Origin of the sequence: Chryseobacterium formosense, from assembly GCF_900116415.1 — a bacterium.
GTDB lineage: Bacteria > Bacteroidota > Bacteroidia > Flavobacteriales > Weeksellaceae > Chryseobacterium > Chryseobacterium formosense.
In genome coordinates, this window is sequence record NZ_FPAP01000002.1 from 506989 (window position 1) to 522517 (window position 15529).

A 15529-nucleotide genomic window follows, 5' to 3' on the forward strand; every position below is an offset into this window, starting at 1 on the left:
AAATCGCCATCCTTGGTAAATAGAAATACTAATTGACATGGCGATCACTTTTGATCATTAGTAAGATAATTGCTGCAAATGAAAAGAAACGTTGAATTGGTTGTTATTTCGGATGTACATTTGGGAACTTACGGATGTAAGGCTAAAGAGCTTCTAAGGTATCTAAATTCTATTCAACCAAAAACATTAGTTTTAAATGGTGATATTATCGATATATGGCAGTTCAAAAAATCTTACTTTCCTAAGCCTCATTTGAAGGTGATCAAAAAGATCATTTCATTTGCAACTAAAAACACAAATGTCTACTATATTACCGGTAATCACGATGAAATGTTCAGGAAGTTTACCGATTTCGAATTGGGTAAGCTGAAAGTCTGCAACAAACTCTGTCTGGATATTAATAACAAAAAAACGTGGATCTTCCATGGGGATGTCTTCGATGCATCGGTTCAGCATTCAAAGTGGATTGCAAAACTGGGCGGAAAAGGCTATGATCTTCTCATTGTCATCAATAATGTTGTCAATTGGTTTTTAGAAAAAATGGGTAAGGAAAAATACTCATTTTCAAAAAAAATCAAGAATAATGTGAAAAAGGCAGTCAAATATATTGGCGATTTTGAATTAACAGCCTCCGAATTAGCGATCGATAACGGATATGATTATGTGATTTGTGGACACATTCATCAACCACAGATGCGGGAAGTTGTTAATAAAAAAGGTTCATGTACTTATTTAAATTCCGGCGATTGGATTGAAAATTTATCGGCTTTAGAATTTGACCAGAATGAATGGAAAATTTTTCACTACGAAGACCACAAACATTTGCTGAAAGATGATGAATCTGAAGAAATTCAGGATATTAACAATTCTGATCTTTTGAAAATTGTAACCCAGTTTACTTAGTATGAAAGTATTGTACGCATTTCAGGGGACAGGAAACGGTCATGTCGCAAGAGCACAGGAAATTATTCCGATCCTTAAAAAATATGCTTCAGTCGATACGCTGATCAGTGGCCATCAATCTCAATTAAAGGCTGATTTTCCGATTAACTTTCAACATCAGGGTATTTCCTTGCTTTATAACAAGACAGGCGGAATTTCATATAAAAAAATTCTTTTCAGGAATAATTTTCTTGCAGCATTTAAAACAATCAAAAATATCGATTTAAGCAGGTATGATCTGATCATTAATGATTATGAACCTTTGACGGGTTGGGCTTGTAAAATGCAGAATTTAAACATGATTGAGCTGAGTCATCAGGCTTCGATGAGTTTTAAAGAAACCCCAAAACCTTCAAAAAAAGATTTTTTGGGAGAATTAATTTTAAAATATTATGTTCCGAGTGAACGGAAAATAGGTTTTCATTTTGAAAATTATCATCCGCAAATTAAAAAACCTGTTATCAGAAGAAAAATCAGAAACCTGAATCCTCATAAAAAGGGATTTTATGTAGTCTATCTTCCGAGTTTTTCTGATGAAAATATCATTAAGGTTTTAAGAGAAATTCCTGTAGAATGGAAAATTTTTTCGAAATACAGTAAACTTCAGGTGAAAATAAAAAATGTTGAGGTTTTTCCTATTGACGAAATACAATTTTTAAAATCATTCGAAAACTGTGACGGAATTCTTTGCAATGCAGGTTTTGAAACTCCTGCCGAAGCACTTTTCATTGATAAAAAGCTGTTTGTCATTCCCATTCACAATCAGTATGAACAGGAATGCAACGCCGCAGCTTTGGATAAAATGGGAATTTCCAATTCTAAAATTTTAGATGTGGAGGAAATTAAAAAATGGGTAGCATCGGATCTTCATTTCAAGGTCAATTATCCTGATGATATTGAAGATATTCTGCTGAATGAAGTTTTAGTTCTGTAGAAAGATATCTTCCACATCATTCATTCTTCTCATTACTGCCCTTGCGTAAGAACAGTGTGGATACACTTTCCAATTGTTTTCTCTTGAAAATTTAATGGCTTCTTCCACTAAAAACTTTCCCATCCCGCGACCTTCAAATTCGGGATGTACCAAAACGAATGAAATAATCAGTTTCTGATCTTCGGGAAAAATAGTGTAAGTCAATCTTCCGATTTCTTTGATTTCATTGTTAAGGGTGATAACTCCGCCGTTTCCTGATTTATTATTTTCGAATCTCATAGCTTATATTTTAATTGAAATTAAAAATACAAAAACTGCACCGTGAAAGTTTTGATCTAAATCAAGAATGGAAACGTAAATGGACAATTCATTTTTAAAAATTATATCTTTTTAAAAGAAAATGCCAAATATTCCGTTTAATTCTTAAATTTGGTCAATGCAAAAGTATCTTTATCTTATCATTATATCATTGTGTCTTGTAAGTTGTTATACTTATCAGGTGAAAAAACCTGTAGATCCGGCAATTGACAATAAACAAAATCCTAAAAATAATGCTGCAGTTGCTAATAATACTGCTCCGGGACAGAAGGATGTACAACCAACACCTGCTCCGATCAATGTTAAGGAAAAACTTGCACCGAATAAAAATGTAAGAATTGATGTTGGTGGTAAGAGCTATAAAGTAATTGTTGACCGTTGGGAAAGTGACAGTCTTGTCGCGCACCCGGTTCGTCAACCAGATAAAGTTCTGAAATTCCACAAGGATCAGATCGATGCTGAGAGAATTGCTGAAAAACGATTTTCACAACCCATCGCCGATATTATTACGGTTGCAGCTTATGCAGGAATTGGTGTCGGGATTTGGTCTCTTCTGCAGTAGTTTTTAAATTTAAACAGATTTAAAACTAAAGAATCGACGATCGATTAACTGTCTTTTCCGGTGTAATAATTATAATCTTTAATAATAATTCCAATAAACTGTCTTTCGGTCATTTTTGTAGGATCGATTTCAAGCTTAAGAATGCTTTTTATTTTTTCTGAAAGCTTTGTAATGACTTGTCGGTCATCTACGCTAAGTGCTTTTATATAATTGTCTTTGATGATTCTCATATCATTATCACTCAAACCAATCACCTGCGGAAAAGAGGGAATATAATCTTCGTGAATATTTTCCAGAATTGTGTGAGAAATATTGATGTTGTTTTTTAGGGAAATAACAGCTGTTCCGGAAGCAATATCTCCCAATCTCTGATTATTTTTAGAAACGATCATAGAAATTAAACCCACCACTCCTGCAAAAGTTGTATCGATTAATCTGAAAACCCAGCGGATCAGATAATCTCCGAAACTTGCCTGATAACCATCGATTTTCACCACCCGAATTTTCATTAGTTTTTTTCCTGGTGTCTGACCTTCCATCAGGCTTTCCAAAACAACAGGGTAAATAGAAACGGGAAGTGTAATGGCGATATAAACAGCCATTTGAGACCATTGATCCAGCCCATCTAAAAGGTATCCCAAATTTAAAATACTGAAGAAAATATAAAATGCGGCAATGATGTATGCGACTTTGATTGCACCATCTATAATGTATGCCAGAATCCTTTCTCCAATACTTGCAGTGATAAAATTAATATTTACATTTTGAGAGGTATTTATCGCAATTTGAGACATAATTTTTATTATTTTAGCCTTACAATATGAGAGAGGTTTATTTCATTAAACAAAATAAAGAAAAATGGTTGGGAATTGAGCAGGTTGTTCAAGGGAAAATTAAAAAAAATCCTGATGACCTGTCTTCGCTGTATATCAACCTTGTGAATGATCTTTCATTTGCACAGACTTATTATCCTAAAAGCAATACTGTTGTTTATTTAAATCATCTTTCATCTCAGATCTTTCAGAAAATTTATAAAACCAAAAGAGTTGAAGAAAACAGGCTGGTTTACTTCTTCAAAACTGAAGTCCCGCTTATTGTTTACGAATACAGAAGGTATCTTGTTTATTCATTTCTATTCTTTATATTTTTTATGCTGATTGGTGTTCTTTCAGCGATTTACGATAAAGATTTCGCCAATCTTATTCTGAGCGAAGGTTATGTGAATATGACCATCGAAAACATCAAAAACGGAAACGCAGTCGGTGTTTATCAGGATGGCTCGACTTGGGGAAGTACCATCGGAATTACATTCAACAATATTTTGGTCGGCGCAAAACTGTATATCTACGGAATTACCTGCGGACTTGGAACTTTATATCTTTTGATGCAGAATTCTATTATGGTAGGAACTTTCCAGTATTTTTTCTACGAACATGGAGCTTTGGGGGACAGTGCAAGAGGAATCTGGCTTCACGGAGCGTTTGAGATTTTCAGCATGGTGGTCGAAGGGATGTGTGGTTTGATTTTGGGAACTTCTATACTTTTTCCAAAAACGCTTTCAAGATTTAATTCATTTAAAAACGGATTCAAAAATTCATTTAAAATATTTTTAAGCACAATTCCATTTACAATTTGTGCCGGAATTATCGAAGGTTATGTGACAAGACATGCGCTAAAAATGCCGTTGGTTCTTAATCTGATCATTATTTTCGGCTGTATCGGAATTATTGGCTTTTATTATTTTATCTATCCTCATATTGTTAACCGAAGAGTAAAAAAACATATCAATGATGCAATTTTATAAAAAAAGAGATTTCGGAGCGTTTATTAGTGACAGTTTTGCGTTCTTCAAACAATACGGCAAAAACTATTTCAAAAATTATATTCTGCTGAACGGGCTTTTGATGATTGTGATGGTTGCCATTTTTATTTTCGGCTACAGAGAATTATTTATGCAGATTTTTGGTTCGAATATGAGCGGTGAAAGCTACTATTTCGAATCATATTTTGAGAATAATATGGGAATGTTTATAGGGGTTGGAATCGTTACTTTTTTGCTTTTTATGGCATTAATGATTGTCAATTATCTTTTCCCGGTTTTTTATATGAAAAGACTTGCAGACGGACAAACTACCATTAAAACGGATGATATTCTTGCGGATTTTAAGCAGAATTCAGGTAAAATTGGTAAACTTTTATTAGGTTTAATATTTATTGTTATGCCTTTAGCAACCATTATTGTTGGGGTTTCCTATGCTTTAATTTTTGTCGTTATAGGTTTTTTTATTTTGCTGCTTGTTTTCCCGGTTGTCATCAATATCATCAACTTTTTAATGTTTGATTATTTCAACAGCAGCAGAGGTTTTTTTGAAAGTTTAAGCTATTCCATCCGTTCTCAGTTTTCTTACGCAAATAACAGGGAAGGATCGCCTTACTGGAAATATTGGGGTGCAACTTTGGTTCTGTTGATTATTTTGTACGTCATTACCACCATTTTTACCATGATTCCGATGATACTTTTCATGTTGAATCTTTTTACCACTGCGCCTGACGGAAATTTTGAGCAAAATCCTTTTACAGGTGGTTTCGGGGTGCTGATTTTTGTATTGTACGGAGTATCTACATTAGTTTCATTTTTCCTTTCAAATCTGTTGTATGTCAATTCAGGATTGATGTACTATGACAGCAGAAGAGATTTTCATCAGAAAGTAGAACTCGAAGAAATTGAAACGATTGGCGTCAATGAATAAAATTCTTCTTTTTTTATTAATAATAATGAATCTTGGGTTGATTAAAGCTCAGGATTATGAAGACGATTTTTACATCGAAGATACTGTTGTGACTGCACATTACAAGAATATGTATGTTGCAGATTCTGTTTTGAAAGCAAATCCTCAAACAGAAAACAAAGTTTTCCCGAAAAAGTTTAAAGAAAATCTCCCTTCGAGATACAAAGGAAATGAGTTCGACTATACGACTTCAAAGCCAAGAGAATCATTTTTTGAAAAGCTTCAGCGCAAAATAATTCAGCTTATCCGTGCGATTTTTGGGGATACAAGCTTAGAAACCTCTTCACAGATTACTAATGTCGTTATCAGACTTTTTGCCATCGTTTTGGTTGGTTTTCTATTGTATTTTATTATTAAATTTTTAATTAATAATAATGGTTTAAGCTTTTTCGGAAAGAAAAATAAGAAAGTGGAAATCAATGATGAGGAGCTTCATGAAAATATCCACGAAATCAATTTTCCGCAAAGCATTGCAAAGTTTGAAAATGACAGAGATTACCGTTCTGCAGTACGTTATCAGTTTCTTTATAGTCTTAAAAAATTAAGCGATAAAAAACTTATCCTCTGGAATCCTGAAAAGACAAACAAAGACTACGTTTCTGAATTAAAAGCGAATCATCTGAAGAATGATTTTTATAATCTTTCCTACATTTTCGATTACGTTTGGTATGGAGAATTTAGTATTGACGAAAATAGTTACAACAAATTTAAAAACCAGTTTCAGGGTTTTAAACCGTAATAATCTTCTTTAAAAATGAATAAAACTTTCAAAATATATGCTGTTATTTTCATCATTATCATGGTGATTCTTGCATTGTTTGAAGTAAACAAAAAGGAAGTTACAGACTGGCGCAAAAATTTCGACGTTAATCAGAAATCTCCTTTTGGGCTTTTCGTTTTTAATAAAGAAGTGAAAGATCTTTTTAAGAATAAGCTGTCTAAAATTGATGTTGCTCCTTATGACTATTATACTGAGAAAAGTAGAAAACCACACAATATTCTGGTCATAGAAAGCGAAATCGACCCAGAGTCGTGGAAGAAAATTTTAAATGAAGTTTCCAAAGGTTCCGATGCAATGATTATTGCAACACGGCTTCCTAAAAATGTTTCAGATTCAATTGGTTTTTATGGTTCTAAAATTTCCTATGAAGACCAAAATGTTTTAAAGCTAACCGATAAAAAATATCAGAACGATTTTATTAAGCTAGATAAATTTCCATCAGGAAGAGGTTTTTCTTACATCAAACCTAATGTTCAGGTTTTAGGAAAAACCGTTGAAGAAAATAATGAAGACCAGGCAAACTTTATCAAAGCACCTTTCGGGAAAGGAAATGTTTACGTGCATTGCGAACCGCTTTTCCTGACCAATTATTATCTGCTGAAGTCTGGAAATGTAAGATATGCTCAAAGTGTTTTTTCTTACCTGGAAGATAAAGAGACTTTGTGGTTTGTTGAAAGTAATACCAGAGAATCTAGTTTTCTGTTGAGGTTTATTCTTTCCAATCCGCCTTTGAAATACGCTTGGTGGGTGTTTTTAGGAGGAATGGTTTTGTTTATTTTCTTTAATATAAAACGAAAGCAGAGAATTGTTCCCATCATTGAACCACTAAAAAATACTTCGGCTGATTTTGTGAAAAGTATCGGAAATCTTTATCTGCAGGAAGGTGATTTCCATGATATGATGGCAAAAAAAGCACAATATTTTTTAAATAAAGTAAGAATTGATCTTTTGATTGATACCCAGAATCTGGATGACGAATTTGCGAAAAAACTTCAGTTAAAAACCGGAAAACCAGCAGAAATGATTACCGAAGCCATTGATTTAATCAAGAGAGCGCAAGATCCTTATGCAAGTGTAATGAAAGAAGATTTGGCACGTATTAACAAGCTTTTAGACGATATTTTAAAATAGAGATTTCGGAAGACTCCGTAGGAGTCTGACCTTTGTAGAAAAAGAAGAAGTGAAAGGTGAGCTCCGTAGGAGCGAAACAGTTTTTCTAAAATAAAAACAAAACAATATGGAAAATAACGAAGAACAGAATGTAGAATTTCAAAGTTCGATCAACCTAAATAAAGAACAAAAAACTCAGGACGAATTTCAATCAAGAATTGATATGATCGATCTTCGTGAGAATTTAAATAAAGTAAAATCGGAAATCGCAAAAGTAATTGTCGGTCAGGAAAATATGGTTGAACATCTTTTAGCTGCTTTGCTTTCCAACGGTCACGTTCTGATTGAAGGAGTTCCCGGGGTTGCGAAGACGATTACGGCAAAATTATTATCAAAAACGATTGATGTAGATTTCAGCAGAATCCAGTTTACGCCGGATTTGATGCCTTCCGATATTTTGGGAACATCGGTTTTCAGTATGAAAAATTCAGAATTTGAATTTAAAAAAGGTCCTATTTTCTCGAGCTTTATTCTGATTGATGAGATCAACCGTTCTCCGGCAAAAACTCAGGCTGCTTTGTTTGAGGTAATGGAGGAAAAGCAGATTACCATTGATGGTACACGCTATGAAATGGAAGAACCATTCCTTGTAATCGCCACCCAAAACCCAATTGAGCATGAAGGAACGTATAGGCTTCCGGAAGCTCAGCTTGACCGTTTTTTATTTAAAATTAATGTAGGTTATCCGACCCTTGAACAGGAAGTTGCGATTATCAAGAACCAACATGACAACAGATTAGAAGATAAAACGGAGGCGGTTAATAAAGTTATCACCGCACAACAGCTTAATCACTACCAAAAATTGGTAAAAGAAATCATTGTTGAGTCTCAACTGATTGAATACATTGCTAAAATCATCATCAATACAAGAGAAAATCAATTCCTGTATTTAGGAGCTTCTCCAAGAGCCAGCTTAGCATTATTAACGGCTTCCAAAGCTTTTGCTGCATTGAGAGGAAGGGATTTTGTAACACCGGAAGATATTAAAGAAGCGAGTTATGCAGTTTTAAGACACAGAGTAATTGTTTCTCCTGAAAGAGAAATGGAAGGTCTTACTGCTGATGAAATTATCAGACAAATTCTGGAAGGAATAGAAATTCCTAGATAATTTTGTTTAAACTACAGAAATCTGCCATCTGAAATATGAAAAACTTATACATCAATACACGTTTTTTCTTTGCACTCATCGGTGTAGGAATGCTCTATGTTTTGGCATTTTTCTTTCCGTTTTTTATGATTTTAGGACATTCACTTTTATTGTTGATTTTCCTAACGGTATTTGTTGATTATTTGCTCGTTTTCAGAATGAAAGATGCGGTTTTGGCCCAGAGAATTTTACCTGAAAAACTATCAAATGGTGATGAAAATGCAGTAAAAATTGATATTAAAAACAATTACATTTTTAAAATTAATGTAAAGGTAATTGATGAAATTCCGTTTCAGTTTCAGAAAAGAGATTTTTTAATTACAAAGGAAATTGAATCGGGGAAAAATATTTTGTTTCAGTATTTTTTAGAACCGAAAGAAAGGGGTGAATATCATTTTGGAGCGTTAAATATTTATGCTTCTTCGCCGATAAGTTTCGTTTCTAAAAGATTTATATTTCAGAAAGATGCTAATCTGGCTTCATATCCTTCATTTATTCATTTGAGAAAGTACGAACTGATGGCTCTCCAGAATGAATTTCTTTTAGGCAGAATCAAGAAAATCAGAAAATTGGGACACACTATGGAATTTGAGCAGATTAAAGAATATATTCCCGGAGACGATGTTCGAACGATAAACTGGAAAGCCACTTCAAAAACAAATCGTTTAATGGTAAATCAGTTTCAGGATGAAAAATCGCAGCGTATTTTTATGCTGATTGATAAAGGAAGAACGATGAAAATGCCTTTCAACAGCTTAAGTCTTCTCGATTATTCCATCAATGCAACAATGGCTTTGTCTCATATTATTCTCAAAAAAGGCGACCGTGCCGGAATGATGACTTTTTCTAAAAGAGCTGAAAACAAAGTTGCGGCCGATAACAAATCAGGGCAACTAAGAAAAATTTCTGAAGCTTTATACAATATTAAAACTGATTTTTTTGAAAGCGACTTCAACCGGTTGTATCAGGATGTAAAATACTCAATTAATCAACGAAGTCTGGTTTTGCTTTTTACCAATTTTGAAACGTTGGATGGTTTAAACAGACAAATGAAATACCTTCGTGGAATTGCCAAAAATCACTTGCTGGTTGTTGTTTTCTTTAAAAATACCGAAATTCAGAAGCTCATTCATACCAATCCCGAAAATATGCAGGAAATTTATGACGAAATTATCGCCGAAAAATTTGAGTTTGAAAAGAAACTGATCATTCAGGAATTAAGAAAATATGGAATTTATTCTGTGTACACGCTACCTGAAAATCTTAATGTAGAGGTGATTAATAAATATCTTGAGATCAAGGCAAGAGGAATTTTATAAACAAAACAGATGAGAAAATTAATTATTGTTGCAGTCATTTTGCTAATAATTGTAAGCTGCGAGAACAAAAGAGAAAGAATTCAGAGAGACGGTGAACCTGAAGTTTTGCTCGTACAGCCTGAAGATGCAGGAATGAATGCCGCTATTGAAAATGCAAAGAAAACTTTTCAGACCAATTTTCATCCGGCACTGATAAGTAAGAACCCTGATTTCTCAAATTTTGCGATTAAACAAAGGTTTGATACTCAGGAAGGCGGCGAACATATCTGGATTGGAGATATTGTTTTTGATAACGGGAAATACCGTGGAATTATTCAGAATGAACCGGTAAATCCTCTTGATATTAAACTTGGAGATGAGATTGTTGTAAACCTTGATAATCTTTCAGACTGGATGTATTATGATAAGAATGTGGTGAAAGGAGCTTATACCGTAAAGGTTTTAAGAGAAACCATGAGTAATGAAGAAAAAAAAGAGATGGATTCACAGGGTTTGATTTATGAATAAAACCTAATACAATTTAATCTTAACTGAAGATTTTATAATTTTGTACCAAGCAATAAGCAAAATGAAAATTACTTTAAACAGAATCAACGACGATTTTTTATTTGAATGTACCAACGCTCAGGGAAATTCAATTTTACTGGATAATACTTCTCAACCTGGGGCAAAAGGCGTTTCGCCAATGGAAAGTGTTTTAATGGCGGTTGCTGGTTGCAGCGGAATTGATGTTGTTTCAATTTTAAAAAAGCAGAGACAGGAAATTACCAACTTTAAAGCAGAAGTTGAAGGTGAAAGAATTCCTGTGGATGATGCGAAACCATTCAAATCCATCAAGGTGAAATTTTTACTGGAAGGAAATATTGATCCTAAAAAAGCTTTGAAAGCATCAGAATTATCTTTCGATAAATATTGTTCTGTATCAAAAACTTTGGAGCCAACCGTAGAGATTGGATATGAAGTTTTTGTAAACGGAGAGAAGGTTTAAATGAAATGAAATAAAAATAAAGGCTGTACATTTGAAAAATGTACAGCCTTTTTAATAATTATTGGTTAGATATTATTTTTTAATGACCTTCACGTTTTCAGATGTTCCGTCTGTCATGGTTAAATTTAAAATATACAATCCTGATTTTAAATCTCCTAATTGAATTGCTGATGATGGATTGCTTATCGTTCTGATGCTTCTTCCCGAAAGATCTGTCACCACAATTTGTTTCACTTTTTCAGCATTTTTAATGGTAATAGTTTCACTAAAAGGGTTTGGAGAAATCAGATTTTTCTTCTCTGTTTTTACCTCATTTGTTGATAAATTATCAGGAGCTAATGTAACGGTTATTTTCCATGTATTGTTATCAACTTTATTAAATGATGTGTCACAGCCTAAACTTTCATCTCCCCATTTTCTCCATGCATTCATTTGGAAATTAACGGTTCCCGTAAGATTATTTGCCAGAGTTAAGCCCGATCTTTCATAAGAATATGTTCCCTCTGTGCCTCCCGAACCTGATGATATTGCAGATTCGGCTGTACTATTGGTGGTACATACCAAAATACTTCTTTGTTCAGACATGTAAGCATTATTTGTTGCAGTCATTTTATAAGCAACGGTTGTAGATGAAATTTTATAACCTGCAGGAATCGTTACAGATAAAGTTCCGGGACAACCTGATGTAGATGTTGCTGTCGGATCGTTGTCTGCAAATTCTGTACTGATATCACCTGTTGTTAAAGTTGCAGTAACCTGACCTGGGGTAAATGTTATCATCTTCCAGAATCCTTTAGTCGTTCCACAGTTTGATCTTACCCAGAAATAATGGAGCTGCCCGGTTGCTAAACCGTTCAGAGGTACCGAAGTTGTACCTGCAGAAACCGAACCCGTAGGTGAGGTTGTTGCACTTGGCGGAGTTCCTGTGGTGTTGTAATAATACTCATATCCTGAAGAAGGAGCACTTGTTGGTGCTGTCCAGCTCAATATGGCACTTACGGGTGTTGTAGTAGCAGTAATGTTGGAAGGAGGTAAGCAAGAATTGTAAGCATCTGCTGAAAATGCAAAAATATTAGGAATACTTCCTCCAGTGCTTGTTTTAGTGATCGTAATACTTGTAATGTTTTTTGACTGATTGGCACTGTTGATTGCCATTGAAATTTGGTATAATCTCGGATTTGTTCCGTTTCCGGATTCCAGATTATTGTTGTTTAGATTAATTCTTCCGATTCCGCGAATGGCATAGTTTGAGCCATCATACCAATCAGAAATACTAATTCCGGTAAAGGGTTGTGTTGTCCCATCAGAAAAATTTACAATGGCATCTACTGTTGCGGCTCCACTTCCTCCCGTTGCAAGCATATATAAGCTTATTGCAGGAATCGGTGTTGTAAAAGCAAGGGTTCCTGAAGTTGTGGTATTGCTGAGACGAAGCGAATTATTCCCTGAATACGAACCTAATTGATAAGATAATCCGGTTGTTGCTGCAACTTCAGAATTAATCAATCCACCTATAGGCAGTCCGTAAGTAAGGGGTGAGTCGGCTGCTGTAAGTTTATAATCTTTAGATACAAATACATAGCTTACTCCGTCTACATCGTTCGTCGTAGAACTTGCTGATGTTCCGACACCGTTGGCAATAACGTCTGCATTAAAGCCACTTTGTACAGGCATAGTTTGATACTGTTGTGCATTTGTCTGATTAAAAAACAAAGCAAATGAAGCCGTTACAAAAACAGAATGTAATTTTCTTTTCATAGTTAATAATTATTGATTTGAATTCTGTGTGCTAATTTACATGATTGGTTGATAACTGTAAGGGATTATGGTGTAAAATTTAATAAATATTTAATTAAATTTTTCAAAAGTAAGTTATTTGATAAAATAGAAAAGACCAGTAAAGGAAATTACTGGTCTTTATTTTATAGTGATTAAAAATATTTATGCTAATCTGGGTTTTAAAAGTTTCGCCACCGTTGCAGTCCATCCTGTCTGATGCGAAGCTCCGACGCCTCTTCCGTTATCTCCGTGGAAATATTCGTAGAAAGTAATATAATCTCTGAAATGCTCATCATAGTTGAATTTGTAATTCCCACCGTTAAAGGCACGCTGTCCGCTTTCGTCTTTCATGAAAATGGAGCATAATCGTCCGCTGATATTCTGAGCAACTTCATCTAAATTTTTCTTTTCTCCACTTCCGGTCGGGAATTCCACCTTTAAGCTGTTTCCGTAATAAAAATGAAAACGCTGTAAACTTTCCACAATCAGGAAATTGATCGGGAACCAAATAGGACCACGCCAGTTACTGTTTCCACCAAACATTCGGCTGTCACTTTCTGCAGGAGTATAATAAACCACATTTTTGTTTCCGTGAACAGTAAAAACAAATGGATTTTCTTCGTAAACTTTCGACATCGCACGAATTCCGTAAGAACTCAGGAATTCTTTTTCGTCGAGCATTCGGTTCAAAACCTTAGTTAGCCTTGTTTTTCTGAGGATACTCATCAAATGTTTTCTTCCGCTTCCTTCTTCTTCCCAATGCGAAACCAAGGAAGTAAGTTCTGGCTTATTTTTTAAAACCCATTCCATTCTTTCACGGAAATTTGGCATTTTATCAAGCAAATGATGATCAATAATCTCTACAGCAAACATAGGAATCAGACCGACAATACTTCTCAATCGTAACGAAACACTTTCTCCGTTTCCTAACTGTAAAACATCGTAGAAGAAACCATCTTCTTCATTCCAGAGTCCCTCTTTTCCTTCTCCCATATTTTCCATGGCTTCTGCAATATAAAGATAGTGTTCAAAGAATTTGATTGCCATATCTTCATACACCTGATAATATTGGGCAAGTTCCATTGCTATTCGCATCATATTCAGCGCATACATTGCCATCCAGCTTGTTCCGTCGGCTTGCTCGAGATGTTCACCATCTTTAAGCTCCATATTCCGGTCAAAGGCACCGATGTTATCGAGTCCGAGGAAACCACCGCCAAAAATATTTTTCCCGTTTTTATCTTTTCGGTTAACCCACCAAGTGAAATTTAACAATAATTTCTGAAAAACTTTTTCTAAAAATAATAGATCGGGCTTTCCGTTTGTTTTTTCATCAATTTTAAAAACCCGGAAGCATGACCATGCATGAACAGGAGGGTTTACGTCACTTAAATTCCATTCATAAGCAGGCATTTGTCCGTTCGGATGCATATACCATTCTTTGGTCAATAAAAGCAATTGGTTTTTTGCAAACTCAGCATCAATAATCGCAAACGGAACACAATGAAACGCCAAATCCCAAGTCGCATACCAAGGATATTCCCATTTATCGGGCATCGAAATGATGTCTTTATTATGAAGATGCTCCCACTCTGTGTTTCTCACATAATTATTAAAATCTCTTGGAGCTTCATGATTAGGATCACCATTCAGCCATTTTCCTACATTATAATGATAGAATTGCTTATTCCATAAAAGTCCTGCGAAAGCCTGTCTCTGAACATTTTTCTCATCATCATTGTAGATATCCTGCTGAATTTCACTGTAAAATTCATTAGCTTCATTTATTCTTGCATTAAAAATATCGTCAAACTGATAAAAAGCGTCATCCATATCATAAGGCGACAATCGGAATTCAAACACTTCGGATTGCTGTGCTTCAATCATTTCATCGATAATAAATGCAGCTTTTGTTCCTCTTTTTTCGGGATTTATTGTGTTTTTTTGTTGAGTAACATAATCATTAATTCCGTCCTTGTAGTATGCGTTTTCTGCAATTGGAGTACCATGTAGCTTCGGATGATTGGTTTCATTGTCACAGAAAACCTGCTCTACATTTTTATTTTTTGAATAAAACTTTTTTATTGGAACACTGTCATGCAAAACATTAATACAGCCATCTTTTCCGGCTTCTACCTGACCTTTGTATTCGTTATAACCCCATTTCCAATTGTTTCTGTACCAGGTTGTAGGCAAAACAACAATCGGAGCAGCTTTATCACTCCGGTTACAGACAGTAACTCTTATTAAAATATCGTTAGCATCAGATTTACAATATTCTATGAAGATGTCAAAATATTCGTCGTTATCAAAAATTCCGGTGTCGAACAATTCATACTCCTGCTCTTTTTTCGAACGTCTTGCGTTTTCAGCAACAATATCATCGTACGGAAATTCATTAATAGGGTATTTGTACACCATTTTCATATAGCTGTGAGTTGGTGTATTATCTAGATAATAAAAAATTTCTTTAATGTCTTCCCCGTGGTTTCCCTGCGGATTACTCAATCCAAAAAAACGTTCTTTTATTCTTTTATCTTTTTTATTCCAAAAAGAAAGGGCAAAACAAAAGAGCTGTTTGGTGTCTGAAATTCCGGCAATACCTTCCTCTCCCCATCGATAAGTGTGGCTTTCTGCAATATCGTGGTTTGCAAAATGCCATGCATTTCCGTTCGGACTGTAATCTTCACGTACATTTCCCCATTGTCGGTTGCTTACATAAGGCCCCCAGTTTTTCCAGTCTTTATCTTGTAATCTTTGCTTTTCGATATTCATTTCCGGTTATTTTCATTGCTAAGTT

At 34.6% G+C, this 15529-nt stretch carries 15 protein-coding genes; 11 read left to right on the forward strand and 4 right to left on the reverse strand.

Features of this window, described 5'->3' with window-relative positions; all coding sequences use genetic code 11:
* The first annotated feature begins 78 nt into the window (after positions 1-78).
* Together BM371_RS08570 and BM371_RS08575 are read left to right on the forward strand one after the other, a co-directional pair.
* Positions 79-903, forward strand: a complete 825-nt coding sequence (locus BM371_RS08570; RefSeq protein ID WP_034678069.1) for a UDP-2,3-diacylglucosamine diphosphatase — start codon at positions 79-81, stop codon at positions 901-903.
* A 1-nt stretch (position 904) separates the two neighbouring features.
* Positions 905-1876, forward strand: a complete 972-nt coding sequence (locus BM371_RS08575) for a glycosyltransferase family protein (RefSeq protein ID WP_034678071.1) — start codon at positions 905-907, stop codon at positions 1874-1876.
* On the opposite strand, the gene BM371_RS08580 is transcribed toward BM371_RS08575, so the two are convergent.
* On the reverse strand, positions 1865-2155 hold the full coding sequence (locus BM371_RS08580; protein WP_034678074.1) for a GNAT family N-acetyltransferase: 291 nt from the start codon (positions 2153-2155) through the stop codon (positions 1865-1867). The two genes, BM371_RS08575 and BM371_RS08580, sit on opposite strands and share 12 nt — an antisense overlap.
* Before the next feature lie 157 nt (positions 2156-2312).
* Between BM371_RS08580 and BM371_RS08585 the strand changes: the two genes are divergently transcribed.
* On the forward strand, positions 2313-2756 hold the full coding sequence (locus BM371_RS08585) for a hypothetical protein (protein ID WP_034678075.1): 444 nt from the start codon (positions 2313-2315) through the stop codon (positions 2754-2756).
* A gap of 44 nt (positions 2757-2800) precedes the next feature.
* Here the strand turns inward: BM371_RS08585 and BM371_RS08590 are convergent, their stop codons facing one another.
* Complete coding sequence (locus BM371_RS08590; protein WP_034678076.1) at positions 2801-3550, reverse strand: RDD family protein; 750 nt, start codon at positions 3548-3550, stop codon at positions 2801-2803.
* 26 nt (positions 3551-3576) lie between these two features.
* Between BM371_RS08590 and BM371_RS08595 the strand changes: the two genes are divergently transcribed.
* The 8 genes from BM371_RS08595 (at position 3577) to BM371_RS08630 (ending at position 10950) form a co-directional block, all read left to right on the forward strand.
* Entirely contained in the window at positions 3577-4560 is a 984-nt protein-coding gene (locus BM371_RS08595) for a stage II sporulation protein M (RefSeq protein WP_034678077.1), read from the forward strand.
* Positions 4544-5506, forward strand: coding sequence for a hypothetical protein (locus tag BM371_RS08600; protein WP_034678078.1), 963 nt, complete (start codon positions 4544-4546; stop codon positions 5504-5506). Before BM371_RS08595 ends, BM371_RS08600 begins: the two co-directional genes overlap by 17 nt.
* A complete protein-coding gene (locus BM371_RS08605; RefSeq protein ID WP_034678079.1) occupies positions 5499-6284 on the forward strand; it encodes a hypothetical protein in 786 nt (261 codons plus the stop codon). The genes BM371_RS08600 and BM371_RS08605 overlap by 8 nt, the downstream gene beginning before the upstream one ends.
* A 15-nt stretch (positions 6285-6299) precedes the next feature.
* The gene (locus BM371_RS08610; RefSeq protein WP_034678081.1) at positions 6300-7457 is read left to right on the forward strand and encodes a DUF4350 domain-containing protein; all 1158 of its coding nucleotides are present in this window, start codon (positions 6300-6302) and stop codon (positions 7455-7457) included.
* A 202-nt stretch (positions 7458-7659) separates the two neighbouring features.
* Entirely contained in the window at positions 7660-8604 is a 945-nt protein-coding gene (locus BM371_RS08615; protein ID WP_394334187.1) for an AAA family ATPase, read from the forward strand.
* 35 nt (positions 8605-8639) lie between these two features.
* Positions 8640-9962, forward strand: a complete 1323-nt coding sequence (locus BM371_RS08620) for a DUF58 domain-containing protein (RefSeq protein WP_034678082.1) — start codon at positions 8640-8642, stop codon at positions 9960-9962.
* Positions 9963-9971: 9 nt separating this feature from the next.
* The gene (locus tag BM371_RS08625) at positions 9972-10469 is read left to right on the forward strand and encodes a YegJ family protein (protein WP_034678084.1); all 498 of its coding nucleotides are present in this window, start codon (positions 9972-9974) and stop codon (positions 10467-10469) included.
* Positions 10470-10530: 61 nt separating this feature from the next.
* Entirely contained in the window at positions 10531-10950 is a 420-nt protein-coding gene (locus BM371_RS08630; RefSeq protein ID WP_034678085.1) for an OsmC family protein, read from the forward strand.
* A gap of 72 nt (positions 10951-11022) precedes the next feature.
* On the opposite strand, the gene BM371_RS08635 is transcribed toward BM371_RS08630, so the two are convergent.
* Both BM371_RS08635 and BM371_RS08640 read right to left on the reverse strand, forming a co-directional pair.
* Entirely contained in the window at positions 11023-12708 is a 1686-nt protein-coding gene (locus tag BM371_RS08635; RefSeq protein ID WP_034678087.1) for a T9SS type A sorting domain-containing protein, read from the reverse strand.
* A 183-nt stretch (positions 12709-12891) separates the two neighbouring features.
* Positions 12892-15504, reverse strand: a complete 2613-nt coding sequence (locus BM371_RS08640) for an MGH1-like glycoside hydrolase domain-containing protein (RefSeq protein WP_034678088.1) — start codon at positions 15502-15504, stop codon at positions 12892-12894.
* Between the last annotated feature and the right edge of the window lie 25 nt (positions 15505-15529).

Excerpts from the sequence above, each read along its gene's own strand:
- BM371_RS08570 (WP_034678069.1), top strand. The coding sequence starts at position 79 with ATGAAAAGAAACGTTGAATTGGTTGTTATTTCGGATGTACATTTGGGA.
- BM371_RS08575 (WP_034678071.1), top strand. The coding sequence starts at position 905 with ATGAAAGTATTGTACGCATTTCAGGGGACAGGAAACGGTCATGTCGCA.
- BM371_RS08580 (WP_034678074.1), bottom strand. The coding sequence starts at position 2,155 with ATGAGATTCGAAAATAATAAATCAGGAAACGGCGGAGTTATCACCCTT.
- BM371_RS08585 (WP_034678075.1), top strand. The coding sequence starts at position 2,313 with ATGCAAAAGTATCTTTATCTTATCATTATATCATTGTGTCTTGTAAGT.
- BM371_RS08590 (WP_034678076.1), bottom strand. The coding sequence starts at position 3,550 with ATGTCTCAAATTGCGATAAATACCTCTCAAAATGTAAATATTAATTTT.
- BM371_RS08595 (WP_034678077.1), top strand. The coding sequence starts at position 3,577 with ATGAGAGAGGTTTATTTCATTAAACAAAATAAAGAAAAATGGTTGGGA.
- BM371_RS08600 (WP_034678078.1), top strand. The coding sequence starts at position 4,544 with ATGATGCAATTTTATAAAAAAAGAGATTTCGGAGCGTTTATTAGTGAC.
- BM371_RS08605 (WP_034678079.1), top strand. The coding sequence starts at position 5,499 with ATGAATAAAATTCTTCTTTTTTTATTAATAATAATGAATCTTGGGTTG.
- BM371_RS08610 (WP_034678081.1), top strand. The coding sequence starts at position 6,300 with ATGAATAAAACTTTCAAAATATATGCTGTTATTTTCATCATTATCATG.
- BM371_RS08615 (WP_394334187.1), top strand. The coding sequence starts at position 7,660 with ATGATCGATCTTCGTGAGAATTTAAATAAAGTAAAATCGGAAATCGCA.
- BM371_RS08620 (WP_034678082.1), top strand. The coding sequence starts at position 8,640 with ATGAAAAACTTATACATCAATACACGTTTTTTCTTTGCACTCATCGGT.
- BM371_RS08625 (WP_034678084.1), top strand. The coding sequence starts at position 9,972 with ATGAGAAAATTAATTATTGTTGCAGTCATTTTGCTAATAATTGTAAGC.
- BM371_RS08630 (WP_034678085.1), top strand. The coding sequence starts at position 10,531 with ATGAAAATTACTTTAAACAGAATCAACGACGATTTTTTATTTGAATGT.
- BM371_RS08635 (WP_034678087.1), bottom strand. The coding sequence starts at position 12,708 with ATGAAAAGAAAATTACATTCTGTTTTTGTAACGGCTTCATTTGCTTTG.
- BM371_RS08640 (WP_034678088.1), bottom strand. The coding sequence starts at position 15,504 with ATGAATATCGAAAAGCAAAGATTACAAGATAAAGACTGGAAAAACTGG.